Below are 15,349 nucleotides of genomic sequence, written 5' to 3'. Positions count from 1 at the left end.
GACATTCCGCAATTTCTCTGGAGACGAGACCATGGCCACCGTTGCCGTTACCGACGCCACTTTCGACCAGGAAGTGAAGAATTCCGACGTGCCCGTCATTGTGGATTTCTGGGCCGAATGGTGCGGCCCCTGCAAGCAGATCGGCCCGGCCCTGGAAGAGCTCGCCGATGAATACGGCGGCAAGCTGAAGGTCGCCAAGGTGGACGTCGACCAGAACCCCAACACCGCCGCCCAGATGGGCGTGCGCGGCATCCCCGCGCTCTTCATCTTCAAGGACGGCCAGGTCGTGTCGAACCGCGCCGGCGCCGCGCCCAAGGCGGCGCTCAAGGGCTGGATCGACGAGTCGATCTGATCCCGCGTCCGAGACGTGACAGCTTCAAGGCCCCGCCCCCGCGCGGGGCCTTTTCGTATCCGGGCGGGCTTTTGCCGTCCGGTTGCGCGCCCGCGCCGCAGGCCCCATATCGCGGCAGACCGACAAAGGAGTGAGACATGGCCGACGACACCTTCCCCGGCTGGCACGGCACCACGATCATCGGCGTCCGCAAGGGCGGCGAGGTGGTGGTCGCAGGCGACGGCCAGGTGAGCCTCGGGCAGACCGTGATCAAGGGCTCGGCCCGCAAGGTCCGCCGCCTCAGCCCCGGCGGCTACGACGTGGTCGCGGGCTTCGCGGGCTCGACCGCCGATGCCTTCACCCTGCTCGAGCGGCTGGAAGCCAAGCTCGAGGCGACACCGGGCCAGCTGCAGCGCGCCAGCGTGGAACTGGCCAAGGACTGGCGGACGGACAAATACCTGCAGAAGCTCGAGGCCATGCTGATCGTGACCGACGGCAAGGACCTCTATGTCATCACCGGGGCGGGCGACGTGCTCGAGCCCGAACATGACATCGCCGCGATCGGCTCGGGCGGAAACTTCGCGCTGGCCGCCGCGCGGGGTCTCATGGAGACCGAGAAATCCGCCGAGGAGGTGGCCCGCCGCGCGATGGAGATCGCCAGCGACATCTGCGTCTATACCAACGGCAACCTGACCGTGGAGAAGATCGGCGGCTGAGGCGCGCCCCGGCGCCGTTGCGCCGGAACAGAGCCGCATATCGCCGTTCGAGAAAGGATCCCATGACCGACCTGACCCCCCGCGAAATCGTCTCGGAGCTCGACCGCTTCATCATCGGGCAGAAGGACGCCAAGCGCGCCGTCGCCGTGGCCCTGCGCAACCGCTGGCGCCGCAAGCAGCTGCCCGAGGATCTGCGCGAAGAGGTCTATCCGAAGAACATCCTGATGATCGGCCCCACCGGCGTCGGCAAGACCGAGATCTCGCGCCGTCTGGCCAAGCTCGCCCGCGCGCCTTTCGTGAAGGTCGAGGCGACCAAGTTCACCGAAGTGGGCTACGTCGGCCGCGACGTGGAGCAGATCGTGCGCGACCTCGTCGACGCCTCCATCGCCATGACCCGCGAGTTCATGCGCGAGGACGTGAAGGCCTCGGCCCACAAGGCCGCCGAGGACCGGGTGATCGCTGCCATCGCCGGTGAGGACGCCCGCGAGGGCACCCGCGAACGCTTCCGCGAGAAGCTGCGCAACGGCGAGCTGGACGACACGATGATCGAGCTGGACGTGGCCGACAATTCCTCGCCCTTCCCGATGATGGAGATCCCCGGCCAGCCCGGCATGGGTATGGGCGGCGCCGGCGGCGGCATGAACCTCGGCGACATCTTCGGCAAGGCCTTCGGCGGGCGCACCACCCGCAAGCGGCTCTCGGTGGCGGAAAGCTACGAGGTGCTGATCGGCGAAGAGGCCGACAAGCTTCTGGACGACGAGGCGGTCAAGCGCGAAGCGATCCGCGCGGTGGAGGAAAACGGCATCGTCTTCCTCGACGAGATCGACAAGGTCTGCGCCCGCACCGACGCCAAGGGCGGCGACGTCAGCCGCGAGGGCGTGCAGCGCGACCTGCTGCCGCTGATCGAAGGCACCACCGTCTCGACCAAGCACGGGCCGGTGAAGACCGATCATATCCTCTTCATCGCCTCGGGCGCCTTCCATATCGCCAAGCCCTCGGACCTCCTGCCGGAGCTGCAGGGCCGCCTGCCGATCCGGGTGAACCTGCGGCCGCTGACCGAAGAGGACTTCGTCCGCATCCTGACCGAGACCGACAACGCGCTGACCCTGCAATACACCGGGCTCATGGCGACCGAGGAGGTGGAGGTCAGCTTCACCGAGGGCGGCATCGCCGCGCTGGCCCGGATCGCCGCCGAGGTGAACACCTCGGTCGAGAACATCGGCGCGCGGCGGCTCTACACGGTGATGGAACGGGTCTTCGAGGAGCTCTCCTTCACCGCGCCGGACCAGGCGGGCCAGACCGTGACCGTCGACGAGGGTTTCGTCGAAGAGCACCTGGGCGACCTCAGCCGCTCGACCGACCTCAGCCGCTACGTGCTCTGAGGCGGCGGGGGCCGCGGGCGCCGGGTTGGCGCGGCGGTCTAGCTGGTGACCATATATTGAATCGCGCAGAGGCGGCGCCGTTGGGTTCGACGGCGCCGCTCTTGCATTGAGGGCCCTTTGCCGCCTCGGCGCGCCGAGGTGGCGGGGCGCTTGTTGCGCGGGGGCGCGCCGGGGGACCAGCCCCCCGGACCCCCCGAGGTATTTTTGCCAAGTTGAAGCTGGGGGTGGGTTCTCGTGCTGGGCCGGGGCGCGCAAGAAAACACCCCGCGGCGCGGGCCGCGGGGTGCGTGGTTGTCAGGCTGTTTCGCTGATGCGGATCAGGCGACCCACCAGCGTTCGGCCATGCGCGAGTTGTCCATCTGCCAGAGGTTGCCGATCTGGTCCGGCGTGCCGATGCGCGTGTTGTGGGCCTGCACCCAGTTGGCGAACATCGGGATGACCACGCCGCCGTCGTCGCGCAGGATGGTCTGCATCTCGCCGTACATCTGGCGGCGCTTGGCGCTGTCGAGCTCGGCCCGGGCCTCGACCAGCAGCGACTGGAAGCGCGCGTTGTCGTCGCTGTCCCACTGGCTGTCGTTCCAGGGCACGCCCTCCTCGTAGGCCGAGGAGAACATCCAGTCCTCGGTCGCGCGGCCCGACCAGTAGCAGGCGCACCAGGGCTTCTTGATCCAGACGTTGGACCAGTAGCCGTCCGCGGGCTCCTGCACGACGTTGATGTTGATGCCCGAGGGCGCCGCCGAGGCCTGGTAGAGCTGCGCCGCGTCCACCGCGCTCTCGAAGGCCGCCGAAGAGGCCGAGAGGTCGATGTTCAGCGAATCGAGCCCGGCCTGCTTGAGATAGTACTTCGACTGGTCGGGGTCGTAGGGGATCGGGTCCAGCTCGGCCATGTACTGGTTTGCGGGCCCGATCGGGCTGTCGTTGGCGACCTGGCCATGCCCGAAGAGGATCTTGTCGACCATCTCCTGCCGGTTCACCCCGTATTTCAGCGCCCGGCGCACGTTCACGTCGTCGAAGGGCGCGATATTGGTCAGCATCGGGAAGGTGTAATGCTGGTTGCCCGTCACCTCCTGGATGAGGATCGAGGGGTTGGCCTTCAGGAGCTGCTCGGTCTTGAAGTCGATGCGGTTGATCGCGTCGACCTGGCCGGTCAAGAGCGCGTTCATCCGGGCGGTGTTGTCGTTGATCGCGATGAACTCGATCTCGTCGAACCAGCCGGCGTCGCCGTCCTTGTAGTGGCTGTCGACGCGGGTGCCGACGAAGCGCACGCCGGGCTCGAAGCTCGAGACCTGGTAGAGGCCGGTGCCGATGCCCTGGGCGATGGCCTCCTCGATCTGGCCGGCGGGATAGATCAGCAGGTGATAATCCGACATCAGGTAGGGGAAGTCGGCGTTGCCCGCGGCCAGGGTGAACTGCACCTGGTGCTCGCCGGTCTTCTTCATCTCGACGATCGGCTCGACCAGCGGCTTGGCGCCGGACTTGGTGTCCTCGCCCTGGTGCAGCGCAATGGATTCCATCACGTCGTCGGCGTTGAAGGGCTTGCCGTTGTGGAAGGTCACGCCCTGGCGCAGGTTGAAGGTCCAGACCTTGGCGTCGGCCGAAGCCTCCCAGTCGGTCGCCAGCTCGCCCACCAGGCTGCCGTCGGCGGCGACCTCGGTCAGGCTGTCGAAGACCGCGCCCTGGGCGGCGGAGATCATGTAGACGTCCGAATGGGTGCGGCCGTCCCAGTTGTCCGAGGTATTGGCGCCGGACAGGCCGACGGTGATCTTGCCGCCGCGCTGGGCCTGCTGGGCGCGCAGTGGCAGGCCGGTGGCGGCCAGCACACCGGCGGCGGCGCCGGTGCGGAGCAGTCCGCGTCTCGAAATACGTGTCATTTGGTCTTCTCCCTGTCGTCTTCTCCGGCGCTCAGGCGCCGCGTTGCACACCCTTTTTCCGGGCGATCCCTAGTCCATGCTCCCGACCGCGGCATCGCCGAGGTTGTCGCGGCCGCGTTCGGCCAGGAGCTCGCTGAGCCAATCGGGGTCCATTTCCGGCACCGAGCTCAGCAGCAGATCGGTATAGGGATGGTGCGGCGGCGTGAACATATCGGCCTTGGGCCCCTGTTCGACCACCTCTCCATCCTTCATCACCACCACCTCGTCGGCGATGGCGCGCACCGTCGCGAGGTCGTGGGTGATGAACATATACGACAGTTTGAGGTCATCCTGCAGTCTTGCCAAGAGCTTGAGGATGCCCTCCGCGACAAGTTGATCGAGCGCCGAGGTGACCTCGTCGCAGATGATGAACTTGGGCTCGGCCGCCAGCGCCCGGGCGATGCCGATGCGCTGCTTCTGCCCGCCGGAGAGCTCAGAAGGCAGCCGGTCGATGAATTCCCCCGGGGGCAGCTCGATCTGGGTCAGAAGTTCCTCGACCCGGGCGCGCTTGGCCTTGCCGCGCAGGCCCAGGTAGAACTCCACCGGGCGGCCGATGATCTCGCCGATGGTCTTGCGCGGGTTCAGCGCGGTATCGGCCATCTGGTAGATCATCTGGACCTGGCGCAGCTGCTCCTTGGAGCGGTTGCGGTAGTCGAGCGGCAGCGCCTGTCCGTCGAGCTCCACCTGCCCCGAACGCGGCGGAAGAAGCCCGGTGATGCAGCGCGCGGCGGTGGATTTGCCCGAGCCGCTTTCGCCCACCACGGCGACCGTCCGGCCCTCGTGGATGTCGAAGCTGACGTCGCGCAGCACCGTCGCCTTGCCGTAGCCCGCGGTCACGTTCTGCACCGAGAGGACCGGCACCGCATCGGCGGCAGGCGCGGGTTTCGCCGGGCGCTTGAAGCTGCGCACCGCCCAGAGCGAGCGGGTATAGTCTTCCTGCGGCGCCTCGAGCATCTGCCGGGTCGGCGCCTCCTCGACCTCGTCGCCGCGCAGGAGCACCTTGATGCGGTCGGCCATCTGCGCGACCACCGCGAGGTCGTGGGTGATGTAGATCGCCGAGGTGCCGAACTGCTCGACGATGTCGCGGATCGCCGCCAGCACCTCGATCTGGGTGGTCACATCGAGCGCCGTGGTCGGCTCGTCGAAGATGATCAGGTCGGGCCTACAGGACATCGCCATGGCGGTCATCGCCCGCTGCAGCTGGCCGCCCGAGACCTGGTGGGGATAGCGGAAGCCGATCTCCTCGGGGTTGGGCAGACGCAGGCGGCGGTAAAGCTCGATCGCGTCCTCCTCGCTTTCGCCCTTGCGCATGACGCCGTGGCGCACCGGCGCCTCGCTGTGCTGGTCGATCAGCTTGTGCGCGGGGTTGAAGCTTGCGGCGGCGGATTGCGCGACATAGGCGATGCGCTTGCCCAGAAGCGCGCGCTTCTGCATCAGCGGCGCGTTGACCAGGTCGATGCCGTCGAACTCCACCGAGCCGCCGGCGATGCGCACCCCGTCGCGGGTGTAGCCCATGGCCGCGAGGCCCACGGTCGACTTGCCCGCGCCGCTTTCACCGATCAGGCCCAGGACCTCGCCCTTGTCGAGCGTCAGGTCGACGCCGTTCACGATGGGGATCCACTGCTCGTCGGCGCGGCCCTCGATGCGCAGGTCGGTGATGGTGAGAAGACGCTCGCCCATGGCTCAGTCCTTCAGCCCCGAGGACCGGTGCAGCACCCAGTCCACCACGAAGTTGACCGCCACCGTCAAAAGCGCGATGGCCCCGGCCGCCATGAGCGGCAGCGCGGCGGCCAGGGGCGAGAAGGCGGCGAAGTTGATGAATTGCGCCAGGTCGCGGACCATGGTGCCCCAGTCCGCCAGCGGCGGCTGGATGCCCACGCCAAGGAAGGACAGCGCCGCGATGGTCAGGAAGACGAAGCAGAAGCGCAGGCCGAACTCGGCCAGGAGCGGCGCGGTCGCATTGGGCAGGATCTCGCGGAAGATCAGGTAGCGCAGGCCCTCGCCGCGCAGCTTGGCGGCCTCGATGTAGTCCATCACGACGATGTTCTGCCCGACCGCGCGGGCCAGCCGGAACACCCGGGTCGAATCGATCACCGCGATTATGACGATCATGTAGATCGTCAGCAGCCAGCGTTCCGACCCCGCCCAGGCGCTGGCGATGGTCATCAGCAGGAGCGCGAAGATCAGCGAGGGGATGGCCATGAGCACATCCACCGCCCGGCTCAGGAGGTTGTCGAACCAGCCGCCGATCACCGCCGCGAGAAAGCCCAGCGAGCCGCCCAGCAGGAAGGCCAGGCAGGTCGTCGCGAAGGCGATGCCCACGGTGTTCTGCGCGCCGTAGATCAGCCGGGTCAGCAGGTCGCGCCCGATCTGGTCGGTCCCGAGCGGATGCGCCGGGTCGCCGCCGCTCGCCGGGTCGCCGCCGGGCAGCATGTTGGGCTGGGCGAAGACCTCGGCCTGCCCGTAGGGCGCGAGAAGCCCCGCGAAGATCGCCAGCACCGCGTAGACGAGGATCGTGAGGATGCCGAAGGCGGCGGTCAGCGGCATCGTGCGGAAGGCCTTTCGGGTGCCCTCGGAGCCGATGTGCCGCCCCGCCAGCCGGAAGACGAAGGCCAGCGCCGCTGCGATCACGAAGCCCTGCACCGCCCAGCGGAAGAAGACCGCGTTGGGCTGCACCCAAAGCACCGCCCCGCCGATCACGGCCGCCACCGCGGCGACATAGCCGAAGGCCACCGCATAGGGCATGTCGCGGAAATAGGGCGCATTGCCGGTGAGCCTGCGGCCCAGCGCCCGCATCAGCCAGGCGCCGCCGAAGACCGCCAGCGCGATCGCGAGGGTCCAGGTCCAGAAGCTCATTTCGGGTGCCTCAGCCGCGGGTTGGAGAGGATGGAGAAGATGTCGGCCATGAGGTTCAGCAGGATATAGGCGGCGGCGAAGATCAGGCAGCAGGCCTGCACCACGGGGATGTCGCGGATCTTCACGCTGTCGACGAAGAGCTGGCCGATGCCGGGATAGACGAAGACCACCTCGACGACGACGACGCCGGTGATGAGATAGGCGAGGTTGATCGCGATCACGTTGATGATCGGCGCCAGGGCGTTGGGCAGCGCGTGGCGCACGATCACCCGCATCGGCTTGATGCCCTTGAGCCGGGCCATCTCGATGTAGGGCGAGGCCAGGAGGTTGATGATCGCCGCGCGGGTCATCCGCATCATATGCGCGGTGACCACCAGCGTCAGCGTCAGCGCCGGCAGGAGCGTGCGCTGGAGCCGCTCACCCATGCCCATGCCCTCGTAGATGTTCGAGAGCGACGGCAGGATCGGGTTCAGCACCGCCAGGAAGAGGATCAGCACATAGGCCAGGAAGAACTCGGGGCTCGAGATCGAGGTCAGCGCGAAGACATTGGCGCCCTTGTCGAAGGCCGAGTTGCGGAACAGCGCCGAGAGGATGCCGAGACCCACCGCGAAGGGCACCGCGATCATCGCGGTGACACCGGCGAGGAAGAGCGTGTTCTCGAAGCGCGGCCCGATCTGCGCCATGACCGTCGCCCCGGCCTGGCTTTCGTTGCCGGTGAAGGTGGCGAAATTGGCCTGCGCGAAAGAGGTGCCGAGGTCGCCCCTCAGCATGTCCGAGAGCCAGCTCCAGTAGCGCACTAGGAAGGGCTGATCGAGCCCGAGGTCGCGGCGGATCGCGGCCACCGCCTCGGGCGTGGCGCCCTGGCCCAGCACGGCCTGCGCGAAGTCCCCCGGCAACATGTTCACCGCGGTGAAGATGATGACGGAGATGACGAACAGCGTCAGAAGCCCTAACAGGAGCCTCTGGCCAATAATTTTTGCTACACTTGACACGGTTTCCGGCAATTTCCTGTCGCGGAAGTTGCGGACAAATTAACGCCTTAGGGCTTAATGTAAAGCCTTGTGCCCCGGAGCGGCCAAGGAATTGATTATCCGGTCAATTCATCCATGGCCCGGACCAGCTCGGCGCTGATGCCCGGCTCGGAGAGCGCGTGGCCCGCGTTGCGGATCATCCGAAGGTCGGAACTGCGCCATTTGCGCGCCAGCTCCCAGGCCCGGGCGGGCGGGCAGATCATGTCGTAGCGGCCCTGCACGATCACCCCGGGGATGTGCTGGATGCGGTCGATGTTCTTGAGAATCCAGCCGTCTTCCTCGAGGAAGCCCTTGTGGGTGAAATAATGGTTTTCGAGCCGCGCGAAGGCGCGGGCGTAGTCGCCGGGTGCCTCTCCGCCCGAGCCCGAGGAATGGATCGAGGCCAGGGCGTTCTCCCAGGAGGACCAGGCGCGGGCGAACTGGGTCTCGATCCGCAGGTCGCCGCAGAAGAGCCGCCGGTGATAGGCCGCGATCATGTCGTGGCGTTCGTCCGGCGGGATCAGGTCGCGGAACCGCGCCCAGGTCTCGGGCCAGAACTGCCCCGCGCCGCCGCCGTAGAACCAGTCGAGCTCGACCTGGGTCATCAGGAAGACGCCGCGCAGCACCAGCTGGCGCACCGCCTCGGGATGCGAGATCGCGTAGATCAGCGACAGGGTCGCGCCCCAGGAGCCGCCGAAGACGATGAACCGGTCGATGCCCAGCTCGGCGCGGATCGTCTCGATGTCGGAGACGAGGTCCCAGGTGGTGTTCTCGGTGACGCTGGCATGGGGCCGCGAGCGGCCGCAGCCGCGCTGGTCGAACAGGACGACGCGGTAGTGCTCGGGGTCGAAATAGCGCCGCATGGCGGGCGAACAGCCGCCCCCCGGGCCGCCGTGCAGCACGATGACCGGGATGCCGTCGGGCCGGCCGCATTGTTCGACGTAGATCGTGTGACCGCCCGAGACCGGAACCATTCGCTGGTCGAAGGGATCGCGGGGCGGGTAGAGATACTGAACGGCGCGCTTTTGACCCAGGTCTTTGTCCATGCCCTTCCTATATGAGAGAGAACACCGGAAAGACCATGAGATTCTGCCGATGACCCCAAGCCCAGAGACCGCCAGCGTCGATCCCGCGGAGGTCGCGAAATTCGAGGCCATGGCCGCCGAATGGTGGGACCCCAACGGCAAGTTTCGCCCCCTGCACGAGATGAACCCCTGCCGGCTCGATTACATCGCCGGGCAGATCGCCGCCGAGTTCGACCGCGACCGCCGCGACGCGCGGCCTTTCGCGGGGCTCAAGGTGCTGGACATCGGCTGCGGCGGCGGGCTTCTGGCCGAACCGCTGGCGCGGCTCGGGGCCGAGGTCACGGGCATCGACGCGGCGGGCGGCAATATTCCCGTCGCCCGCACCCATGCCGAGGCGCAGGGGCTGGTGATCGACTACCGCCACATGAGCGCCGAGGCGCTGGCCGCCGAGGGCGCGCGTTTCGACGCGGTTCTGGCCTTCGAGGTGGTGGAACATGTCGCCGATCCCGCCGCCTTCCTGGCGGTCGCGGGCGGGCTGGCGCGGCCCGGCGGGCTGGTCATGGTCTCGACCCTGAACCGCACCGCCAAGGCCTTTGGCGCGGCGATCCTCGGGGCGGAATGGCTGCTGCGCTGGCTGACGCGCGGCACCCACGACTGGGCGAAATTCATCACCCCCGACGAGCTTGAAGCGATGCTGAGCGGCGCCGGGCTCGACGTGGTGGACCGCAAGGGCATGGTCTTCGACCCGATCCGCTGGGACTGGTCGCTTTCGCCCAATGATCTCTCGGTGAACTACGCCATGACGGCGCTGGTGCCCGGGGACTGAGCCTCGGCCTACCCTTCGGATTCGAGCCGGAGGCGCAGCTCCCGCAGGACCGGCATGGCCGCGCGCACCTTCTCGCGGCCGAGCGCGCCCACCAGCTCGCTGACCAGGGGCATGATCGCCCGCAGCGCCGCGTCGCGCGCCTCGAGCCCGGCCGGGCTGATCGAGACGAGCTTGCGCCGCGCGTCGTCCCAGTCGGGGCGGACATGCACATAGCCCTGCGCTTCGAGCCGCGACAGCGTGTTGGTCATCGCGCCCCGGGTCACATGGAAGACCCGGCTGAGCTGCACCGGCGTCTTCTCCGCCCCGCGCGCGAGGTGGTTCAGCACCGAGAAATGCGACAGCTCCATCCGGTCGGGCAGCGCCTTGGCGAGCCGCGCCCGCAAGAGCTGGTCGGCGGTCAAGAGCTCGGAAAAGAGCGTGATCGCAAGGCCGTCGTCTCCGCTCACGGGCCGCTCACCTCGCGGTCATGCGAGAGCGAGGGCACCTTGGCGCGGGCCTCCTGGGCCGCATCAGGGTCGATTTCCACCAGATGCACGCCGGGCTCGGTGCCCGCGTCCAGCAGCACCTCGCCCCAGGGCGAGACCGCCAGAGTGTGCCCATGGGTCTTGCGCGGCTTGCCGCGTGTCGCGGCATGGATGCCGACCTGCGCGGGCGCCAGCACGTAAGACCCCGTCTCGATCGCCCGGGCGCGCAAGAGCGGCTCCCAATGTAGCGGGCCGGTGGCGGTGGAAAAGGCCGAGGGCACGGTCAGGATCGTCGCGCCGGCCTGCGCCAGCCGGCGGTAGAGATAGGGAAAGCGCAGGTCGTAGCAGATGCTGAGGCCCAGCGTGCCAAAGGGCGTCTCGGCGGTCACCGCGCGGTCGCCCGGGGCGAAGCCCGCGCTTTCGCGGTAGGTCTCCTGCTCCGAGACCTGCACGTCGAACATATGCGCCTTGTCGTAGCGCGCCGAGATTTCGCCCTCGGGGTCGATCAGGATCGAGCGATTGGCAAAGCGCGTCTCGGGCGGCTCGGAGCGCAGCGCCAGCGACCCGGCCAGCACCCAGACGCCATGTTTGGCCGCGGCCTCGCGCAGGGTGGCCAGCGTGACATCCTCGGCCTCGGGGCGCAGCACCTCGGTCTGGTGGCTGCGGCTGGTCGAGACGCAATTGGTGACCTCGGGGGTCAGCACGAAGCCCGCCCCAGCCGAGGCGGCGCGGGCAACAAGCGCGCCGGCGACCCGCGCGTTGGCCGCGGGGTCGTCCGACGAGGTGATCTGCAGAAGCGCGGCCTTCACGCCACGAGCATCGGGTCGAGCTTGCCGGCGCGGTCGAGGGCGTAGAGCTCGTCGCAGCCGCCGACGTGTTCATCGCCGATGAAGATCTGCGGCACGGTGCGGCCGCCATGCGCGCGGTCGATCATCTCGGGCTTGCGGTCGGGATGCGCCATCACGTCGATCTCGACGAAGCTGGCGTTCTTCTGCGCGAGCAGCCGCTTGGCCGCATGGCAGAAGCCGCAGAGCGGCGAGGTGTAGATTTCAATTTTCGGCATCAGAGCCTCCGTAACGAAGTTGTTACGAACTTAGGCGTCCTTGGCCACGCGTGCCAGCGCGAGAACGCAGACCCGCTGTGCGCCTGCGGCCAGAAGCGCCGTGGTCGCGGCGGCGAATGTGGCGCCGGACGTCAGAACGTCGTCCACCAGCACAACGTCGCGCCCCGAGACGACGTTCCCCTGCCCCGGGGTCACGGAAATCGACCCTGTCACGGCGGAAAACCGGTCGTCGCGGCGCAATCCGTCGAGGCTGGGCGTCGCCCGGTGCCGCCGCAGCGCCCGGGGCGCCGCGGTCAGGCCGGTCTCGCGTGCCAGCGCCCCGGCCAGGAGCGCCGACTGGTTGTAGCGCCGCCGGATCAGCCGCAGCGGGTGCAGCGGGATCGGCACCAGCAGGCAGTCCTGCGACAGAATCGGCGCCCCCGCGCGGGCCATCCAGGCCCCGGCGGCGGGCGCGATGTCGTGGCGGTCCGCGTGCTTGAGTTGCAAGACCAGCTCCCGCGCCCGCCCGCGATAAAGGAGCGCCGCCCGCCCTGCGGCCCAGGGCCGGGTGATCCGCAGGCAGTCGTCGCAGCGCGCCCCCGGCCCGCCCTCGCCCGGGAGCGGCAGCCCGCAGAGCCCGCAGCTCAGCCCGGTGACAAAGGGCGTCTCGCGCCAGCAGGGACCGCAGAGCGCACCCTCGGGCGCGGTCAGCCCGCCGCAGGCCAGGCAGCGCGGCGGAAAGATCAGGTCGCGCGCGGTTTGCAAGCCGGGTAGCCGCACCTTATTTGCCCCCCATGGCCGAGACCGACACCCCGAAACTGACCGACCGCCCAGCGCTTGCCGCGCATCGCACCCGCGCGGCCGAGGCGCCCGCCCTGTTCCTGCAGGAGGCCGCCGCCGAGGATGTGCAGGATCGCCTCGCCGTGGTTAACAGACGGTTTAGCGCGCCGGTGGTGGTGACCGCCTATCCCGATATCTGGGCGCCGCTTTTTCCCGAGGCCCGGATCGTCGCCGACGACGAGGTGCTCGACCTCGAGGAAGGCGCGCATGACCTGGTGATCCACGCCCTGGCGCTGCATTGGGCCGACGACCCGGTGGGCCAGATCATCCAGTGCCGCCGCGCGCTGAAGCCCGACGGGCTGTTCCTCGGCGTGGCCTTCGGCGGCCGCACCCTGACCGAGCTGCGCCAGGCGCTGGGCCAGGCCGAGGTCGAGGTGACCGGCGGGCTCAGCCCGCGCGTGGCGCCCATGGGCGACATCCGCGACCTCGGCGCGCTTCTGCAGCGGGCGGGGCTTGCCATGCCGGTCGCCGATGCGCTGCCTCTGAACGTGACCTATGCCTCGGCGCTGCACCTGATGCGCGACCTGCGCGCCATGGGCGAGACCAATGCCCTGGCCGACCGCCTGCGGCATTTTACCCGCCGTTCCGTGCTGATCCGCGCGGCCGAGGTCTATGCCGAGGCCCATGGCGACGCCGAGGGCCGGGTGCGCGCGACCTATGAGCTTGTGACCCTGACCGGCTGGGCGCCCGACGAGAGCCAGCCGAAGCCGCTGCGGCCGGGCTCGGCCACGGCCAGCCTCGCCGAGGCCCTGGGTACCCGGGAGACCAAGCTCAAAGATTGACCCCGGGGACCGGGACGTTAGTTACGGATCGAGTTTAGACCCATTCCAAAGCAGGGGCCCTCATCCATGCTGGATAGCACGAAATCCGCGGTTCGACCCCCGAATGCGCCCGCCGATCACCCCAAGGTCGCCGCCGGCAAGGTCGGCGTCCTCCTGGCCAACCTCGGCACGCCGGACAATTACGACTACTGGTCGATGCGCCGGTATCTGAACGAGTTCCTCTCGGACCGGCGGGTGATCGACTATTCGCCCTGGCTCTGGCAGCCGCTCCTGCAGCTGGTGATCCTGACCAAGCGGCCCTTTTCCAGCGGCGAGGCCTACAAGTCGATCTGGAACGAGGACAAGGGCGAGAGCCCCTTGATGACCATCACCAAGGACCAGACCGCCAAGATCGCCCGGGCCATGGAAGCGGCCCATGGCGACGAGGTCATGGTCGATTTCTGCATGCGCTACGGCAACCCCTCGACCCGCTCCAAGGTCCGCGAGATGGTCGCCGCGGGCTGCCGCAAGATCCTGTTCTTCCCGCTGTATCCGCATTACGCGGGCGCCACCTCGGCCACGGCCAACGACCAGTTCTTCCGCGCCCTGATGGAAGAGAAGTGGCAGCCCACGGTGCGCACGGTCGATCCCTATTACGAGCATCCGCTCTATATCGACGCGCTGGCGCGCTCGATCGAACGCGCCTACGGGCAGATGGAGACCCGGCCCGACATCCTGGTCTGTTCCTACCACGGTGTGCCCAAGCGCTACCTGCTCGAGGGCGATCCCTACCACTGCCAATGCGCGAAGACGACGCGGCTCCTGAAGGAGCGGCTGGGCTGGGAAGACACCGAGATCACCACCACCTTCCAGTCGCGCTTCGGGCCCGAGGAATGGCTCAAACCCTATACCGTGGAAGAGGTCGCGCGGCTGGCCTCGGAAGGGGGCAAGAAGAACATCGCCGTCTGCGCCCCCGCCTTCTCGGCCGATTGCATCGAGACGCTCGAAGAGATCAACGAGGAGATCAAGGAAAGCTTCGAGGAAGCCGGCGGCGAGCAGTTCACCTATATCCCCTGCCTCAACGACGACGATGCCCATATCGCCGCGCTGACCGCGGTGATCGAGGAGAACCTCGGCGGCTGGATCGGCCAGCCCGCCGTCGCAACCCCGTGAACCGCGCCATCTGACGCTGGCGCGGCGCGCCGTTTTCCCCCACCTTTTCCCTGCAAGCCTGCAAGGAACCCCGGGGGGAGGCGGCATGTTCGAGAGCCTGAGACAGCGCATCGGCAAGGCGCTTGCCGACATCCTGAGCGCCCCGCGCGTCGGGGCGGAGCCGCTTTCGGCGCCCTCGGACTTCGCGCGGCTCAAGGCGACGCTGCGCCCGGGCGACGTGCTCCTGGTCGACGGGCAGGCGCGGGTCTCCATCGCGATCAAGTATCTCACCCAGTCGAGCTGGTCGCATGCGGCGCTTTACTGCGGGCCGATCCCGGGCCGCGCCGAGCCTGACGGCACCCCGCATGAACTGGTCGAGGCGGTGGTGGAATCGGGCTGCATCTCGGTGCCCTTGTCGAAATACGCCGATCACCACACCCGCATCTGCCGGCCCGTGGGCCTCGGCCCCGAGGGCCGGGCGGCGGTGGTCGACTACATGGTCAACCGGATCGGCCTGGCCTACGACCTGCGCAACATCTTCGATCTGCTGCGGTATTTCCTGCCGACCCCGCCGGTGCCGGTGCGCTGGCGGCGGCGGATGCTGTCGCTGGGCTCGGGTGATCCGACGCGGGCGATCTGCTCGGCGCTGATCGCCCAGGCCTTCCAGTCGGTGCGCTACCCGATCCTGCCCCGGGTCGAGGCGCGGCCCGGCCGCGGGCGCATCGCCGAGGAGATCCTGCACATCCGGCACCATTCGCTCTTTGTGCCGCGGGATTTCGACATCTCGCCCTATTTCCGCATCGTGAAGCCGCATCTGGAAGAGGCCTTCGACCCCCAGGCGCTGACCTGGAGCGACGAGGAGGCGCCCGAGCCGCCGACCCTGCCGGTCACCCCTGCCCCGCCGGTGCCGGGCGGAGAAAGCGAGCCCGAGGCCGTGGCGGCGCGGGTCGCGGCGGAGGATGAGGAAGAGCGCGCGCCGGGCGTGGCGGCCAGCAAGCCCGCCGCTTCGTGACACGCGAAATGCGCCAGTGCGG

Annotated in this window: 16 protein-coding genes; 7 read left to right on the top strand and 9 right to left on the bottom strand. The window is 68.4% G+C overall.

Annotated elements, in window-relative coordinates; translation table 11 throughout:
• Positions 1 to 31 precede the first annotated feature (31 nt).
• The 3 genes from trxA (at position 32) to hslU (ending at position 2,429) form a co-directional block, all read left to right on the top strand.
• Positions 32 to 352: a thioredoxin gene (trxA, locus tag LR948_RS13390; protein ID WP_232754572.1), complete on the top strand. Its 321-nt coding sequence runs from the start codon at positions 32 to 34 to the stop codon at positions 350 to 352.
• A 137-nt stretch (positions 353 to 489) separates the two neighbouring features.
• Positions 490 to 1,047 (top strand): ATP-dependent protease subunit HslV, encoded by a 558-nt coding sequence (gene hslV / locus LR948_RS13385; protein ID WP_232754571.1) that lies wholly within the window; start codon positions 490 to 492, stop codon positions 1,045 to 1,047.
• Between the two features lie 62 nt (positions 1,048 to 1,109).
• Positions 1,110 to 2,429, top strand: coding sequence for an ATP-dependent protease ATPase subunit HslU (hslU, locus tag LR948_RS13380; RefSeq protein ID WP_232754570.1), 1,320 nt, complete (start codon positions 1,110 to 1,112; stop codon positions 2,427 to 2,429).
• Positions 2,430 to 2,746: 317 nt separating this feature from the next.
• Here the strand turns inward: hslU and LR948_RS13375 are convergent, their stop codons facing one another.
• The 5 genes from LR948_RS13375 to pip all read right to left on the bottom strand — a co-directional run bounded on the left by LR948_RS13375 (position 2,747) and on the right by pip (position 9,251).
• Positions 2,747 to 4,300 (bottom strand): ABC transporter substrate-binding protein, encoded by a 1,554-nt coding sequence (locus tag LR948_RS13375; protein ID WP_232754569.1) that lies wholly within the window; start codon positions 4,298 to 4,300, stop codon positions 2,747 to 2,749.
• A gap of 69 nt (positions 4,301 to 4,369) precedes the next feature.
• Entirely contained in the window at positions 4,370 to 6,019 is a 1,650-nt protein-coding gene (locus LR948_RS13370) for an ABC transporter ATP-binding protein (protein ID WP_232754568.1), read from the bottom strand.
• 3 nt (positions 6,020 to 6,022) lie between these two features.
• A complete protein-coding gene (locus tag LR948_RS13365) occupies positions 6,023 to 7,195 on the bottom strand; it encodes an ABC transporter permease (protein ID WP_232754567.1) in 1,173 nt (390 codons plus the stop codon).
• Positions 7,192 to 8,187 carry an ABC transporter permease gene (locus LR948_RS13360; protein WP_232754566.1) on the bottom strand — a complete coding sequence of 332 codons (996 nt, stop codon included), beginning with the start codon at positions 8,185 to 8,187 and terminating at the stop codon, positions 7,192 to 7,194. The genes LR948_RS13365 and LR948_RS13360 overlap by 4 nt, the downstream gene beginning before the upstream one ends.
• 95 nt (positions 8,188 to 8,282) lie before the next feature.
• Positions 8,283 to 9,251: a prolyl aminopeptidase gene (pip, locus tag LR948_RS13355; RefSeq protein WP_232754565.1), complete on the bottom strand. Its 969-nt coding sequence runs from the start codon at positions 9,249 to 9,251 to the stop codon at positions 8,283 to 8,285.
• A gap of 49 nt (positions 9,252 to 9,300) precedes the next feature.
• On the opposite strand from pip, the gene ubiG reads away from it, so the two are divergent.
• A complete protein-coding gene (gene ubiG, locus LR948_RS13350) occupies positions 9,301 to 10,056 on the top strand; it encodes a bifunctional 2-polyprenyl-6-hydroxyphenol methylase/3-demethylubiquinol 3-O-methyltransferase UbiG (RefSeq protein ID WP_232754564.1) in 756 nt (251 codons plus the stop codon).
• Between the two features lie 8 nt (positions 10,057 to 10,064).
• Here ubiG and LR948_RS13345 read toward each other — a convergent pair whose 3' ends face one another.
• From LR948_RS13345 to LR948_RS13330, 4 genes are read right to left on the bottom strand one after another with little or no spacing between them, the layout of a single operon-like run.
• A complete protein-coding gene (locus LR948_RS13345; protein ID WP_232754563.1) occupies positions 10,065 to 10,502 on the bottom strand; it encodes a MarR family transcriptional regulator in 438 nt (145 codons plus the stop codon).
• Positions 10,499 to 11,329 (bottom strand): carbon-nitrogen hydrolase family protein, encoded by an 831-nt coding sequence (locus LR948_RS13340; protein ID WP_232754562.1) that lies wholly within the window; start codon positions 11,327 to 11,329, stop codon positions 10,499 to 10,501. Before LR948_RS13340 ends, LR948_RS13345 begins: the two co-directional genes overlap by 4 nt.
• On the bottom strand, positions 11,326 to 11,583 hold the full coding sequence (gene grxC / locus LR948_RS13335) for a glutaredoxin 3 (protein ID WP_232754561.1): 258 nt from the start codon (positions 11,581 to 11,583) through the stop codon (positions 11,326 to 11,328). Before grxC ends, LR948_RS13340 begins: the two co-directional genes overlap by 4 nt.
• Before the next feature lie 30 nt (positions 11,584 to 11,613).
• Positions 11,614 to 12,327, bottom strand: a complete 714-nt coding sequence (locus tag LR948_RS13330; protein WP_232754560.1) for a double zinc ribbon domain-containing protein — start codon at positions 12,325 to 12,327, stop codon at positions 11,614 to 11,616.
• Between the two features lie 29 nt (positions 12,328 to 12,356).
• On the opposite strand from LR948_RS13330, the gene LR948_RS13325 reads away from it, so the two are divergent.
• From LR948_RS13325 to LR948_RS13315, 3 genes are all read left to right on the top strand, one after another.
• The gene (locus LR948_RS13325) at positions 12,357 to 13,184 is read left to right on the top strand and encodes a methyltransferase domain-containing protein (protein WP_232754559.1); all 828 of its coding nucleotides are present in this window, start codon (positions 12,357 to 12,359) and stop codon (positions 13,182 to 13,184) included.
• Between the two features lie 66 nt (positions 13,185 to 13,250).
• On the top strand, positions 13,251 to 14,336 hold the full coding sequence (hemH, locus tag LR948_RS13320; protein ID WP_232754558.1) for a ferrochelatase: 1,086 nt from the start codon (positions 13,251 to 13,253) through the stop codon (positions 14,334 to 14,336).
• An 85-nt stretch (positions 14,337 to 14,421) separates the two neighbouring features.
• A complete protein-coding gene (locus tag LR948_RS13315; RefSeq protein ID WP_232754557.1) occupies positions 14,422 to 15,327 on the top strand; it encodes a lipo-like protein in 906 nt (301 codons plus the stop codon).
• The last annotated feature ends 22 nt before the right edge of the window (positions 15,328 to 15,349 follow it).

The sequence above is a fragment of the Roseivivax sp. GX 12232 genome, from assembly GCF_021272185.1.
Lineage (GTDB): Bacteria > Pseudomonadota > Alphaproteobacteria > Rhodobacterales > Rhodobacteraceae > Roseivivax.
This window is presented reverse-complemented; position numbering and strand designations above follow the sequence as displayed.

What these genes read in the sequence shown, in the direction of transcription:
- trxA (WP_232754572.1), top strand. Translation starts at nt 32, where the DNA reads ATGGCCACCGTTGCCGTTACCGACGCCACTTTCGACCAGGAAGTGAAG.
- LR948_RS13370 (WP_232754568.1), bottom strand. Translation starts at nt 6,019, where the DNA reads ATGGGCGAGCGTCTTCTCACCATCACCGACCTGCGCATCGAGGGCCGC.
- LR948_RS13325 (WP_232754559.1), top strand. Translation starts at nt 12,357, where the DNA reads ATGGCCGAGACCGACACCCCGAAACTGACCGACCGCCCAGCGCTTGCC.
- LR948_RS13375 (WP_232754569.1), bottom strand. Translation starts at nt 4,300, where the DNA reads ATGACACGTATTTCGAGACGCGGACTGCTCCGCACCGGCGCCGCCGCC.
- hslV (WP_232754571.1), top strand. Translation starts at nt 490, where the DNA reads ATGGCCGACGACACCTTCCCCGGCTGGCACGGCACCACGATCATCGGC.
- ubiG (WP_232754564.1), top strand. Translation starts at nt 9,301, where the DNA reads ATGACCCCAAGCCCAGAGACCGCCAGCGTCGATCCCGCGGAGGTCGCG.
- hemH (WP_232754558.1), top strand. Translation starts at nt 13,251, where the DNA reads ATGCTGGATAGCACGAAATCCGCGGTTCGACCCCCGAATGCGCCCGCC.
- pip (WP_232754565.1), bottom strand. Translation starts at nt 9,251, where the DNA reads ATGGACAAAGACCTGGGTCAAAAGCGCGCCGTTCAGTATCTCTACCCG.
- LR948_RS13315 (WP_232754557.1), top strand. Translation starts at nt 14,422, where the DNA reads ATGTTCGAGAGCCTGAGACAGCGCATCGGCAAGGCGCTTGCCGACATC.
- grxC (WP_232754561.1), bottom strand. Translation starts at nt 11,583, where the DNA reads ATGCCGAAAATTGAAATCTACACCTCGCCGCTCTGCGGCTTCTGCCAT.
- hslU (WP_232754570.1), top strand. Translation starts at nt 1,110, where the DNA reads ATGACCGACCTGACCCCCCGCGAAATCGTCTCGGAGCTCGACCGCTTC.
- LR948_RS13365 (WP_232754567.1), bottom strand. Translation starts at nt 7,195, where the DNA reads ATGAGCTTCTGGACCTGGACCCTCGCGATCGCGCTGGCGGTCTTCGGC.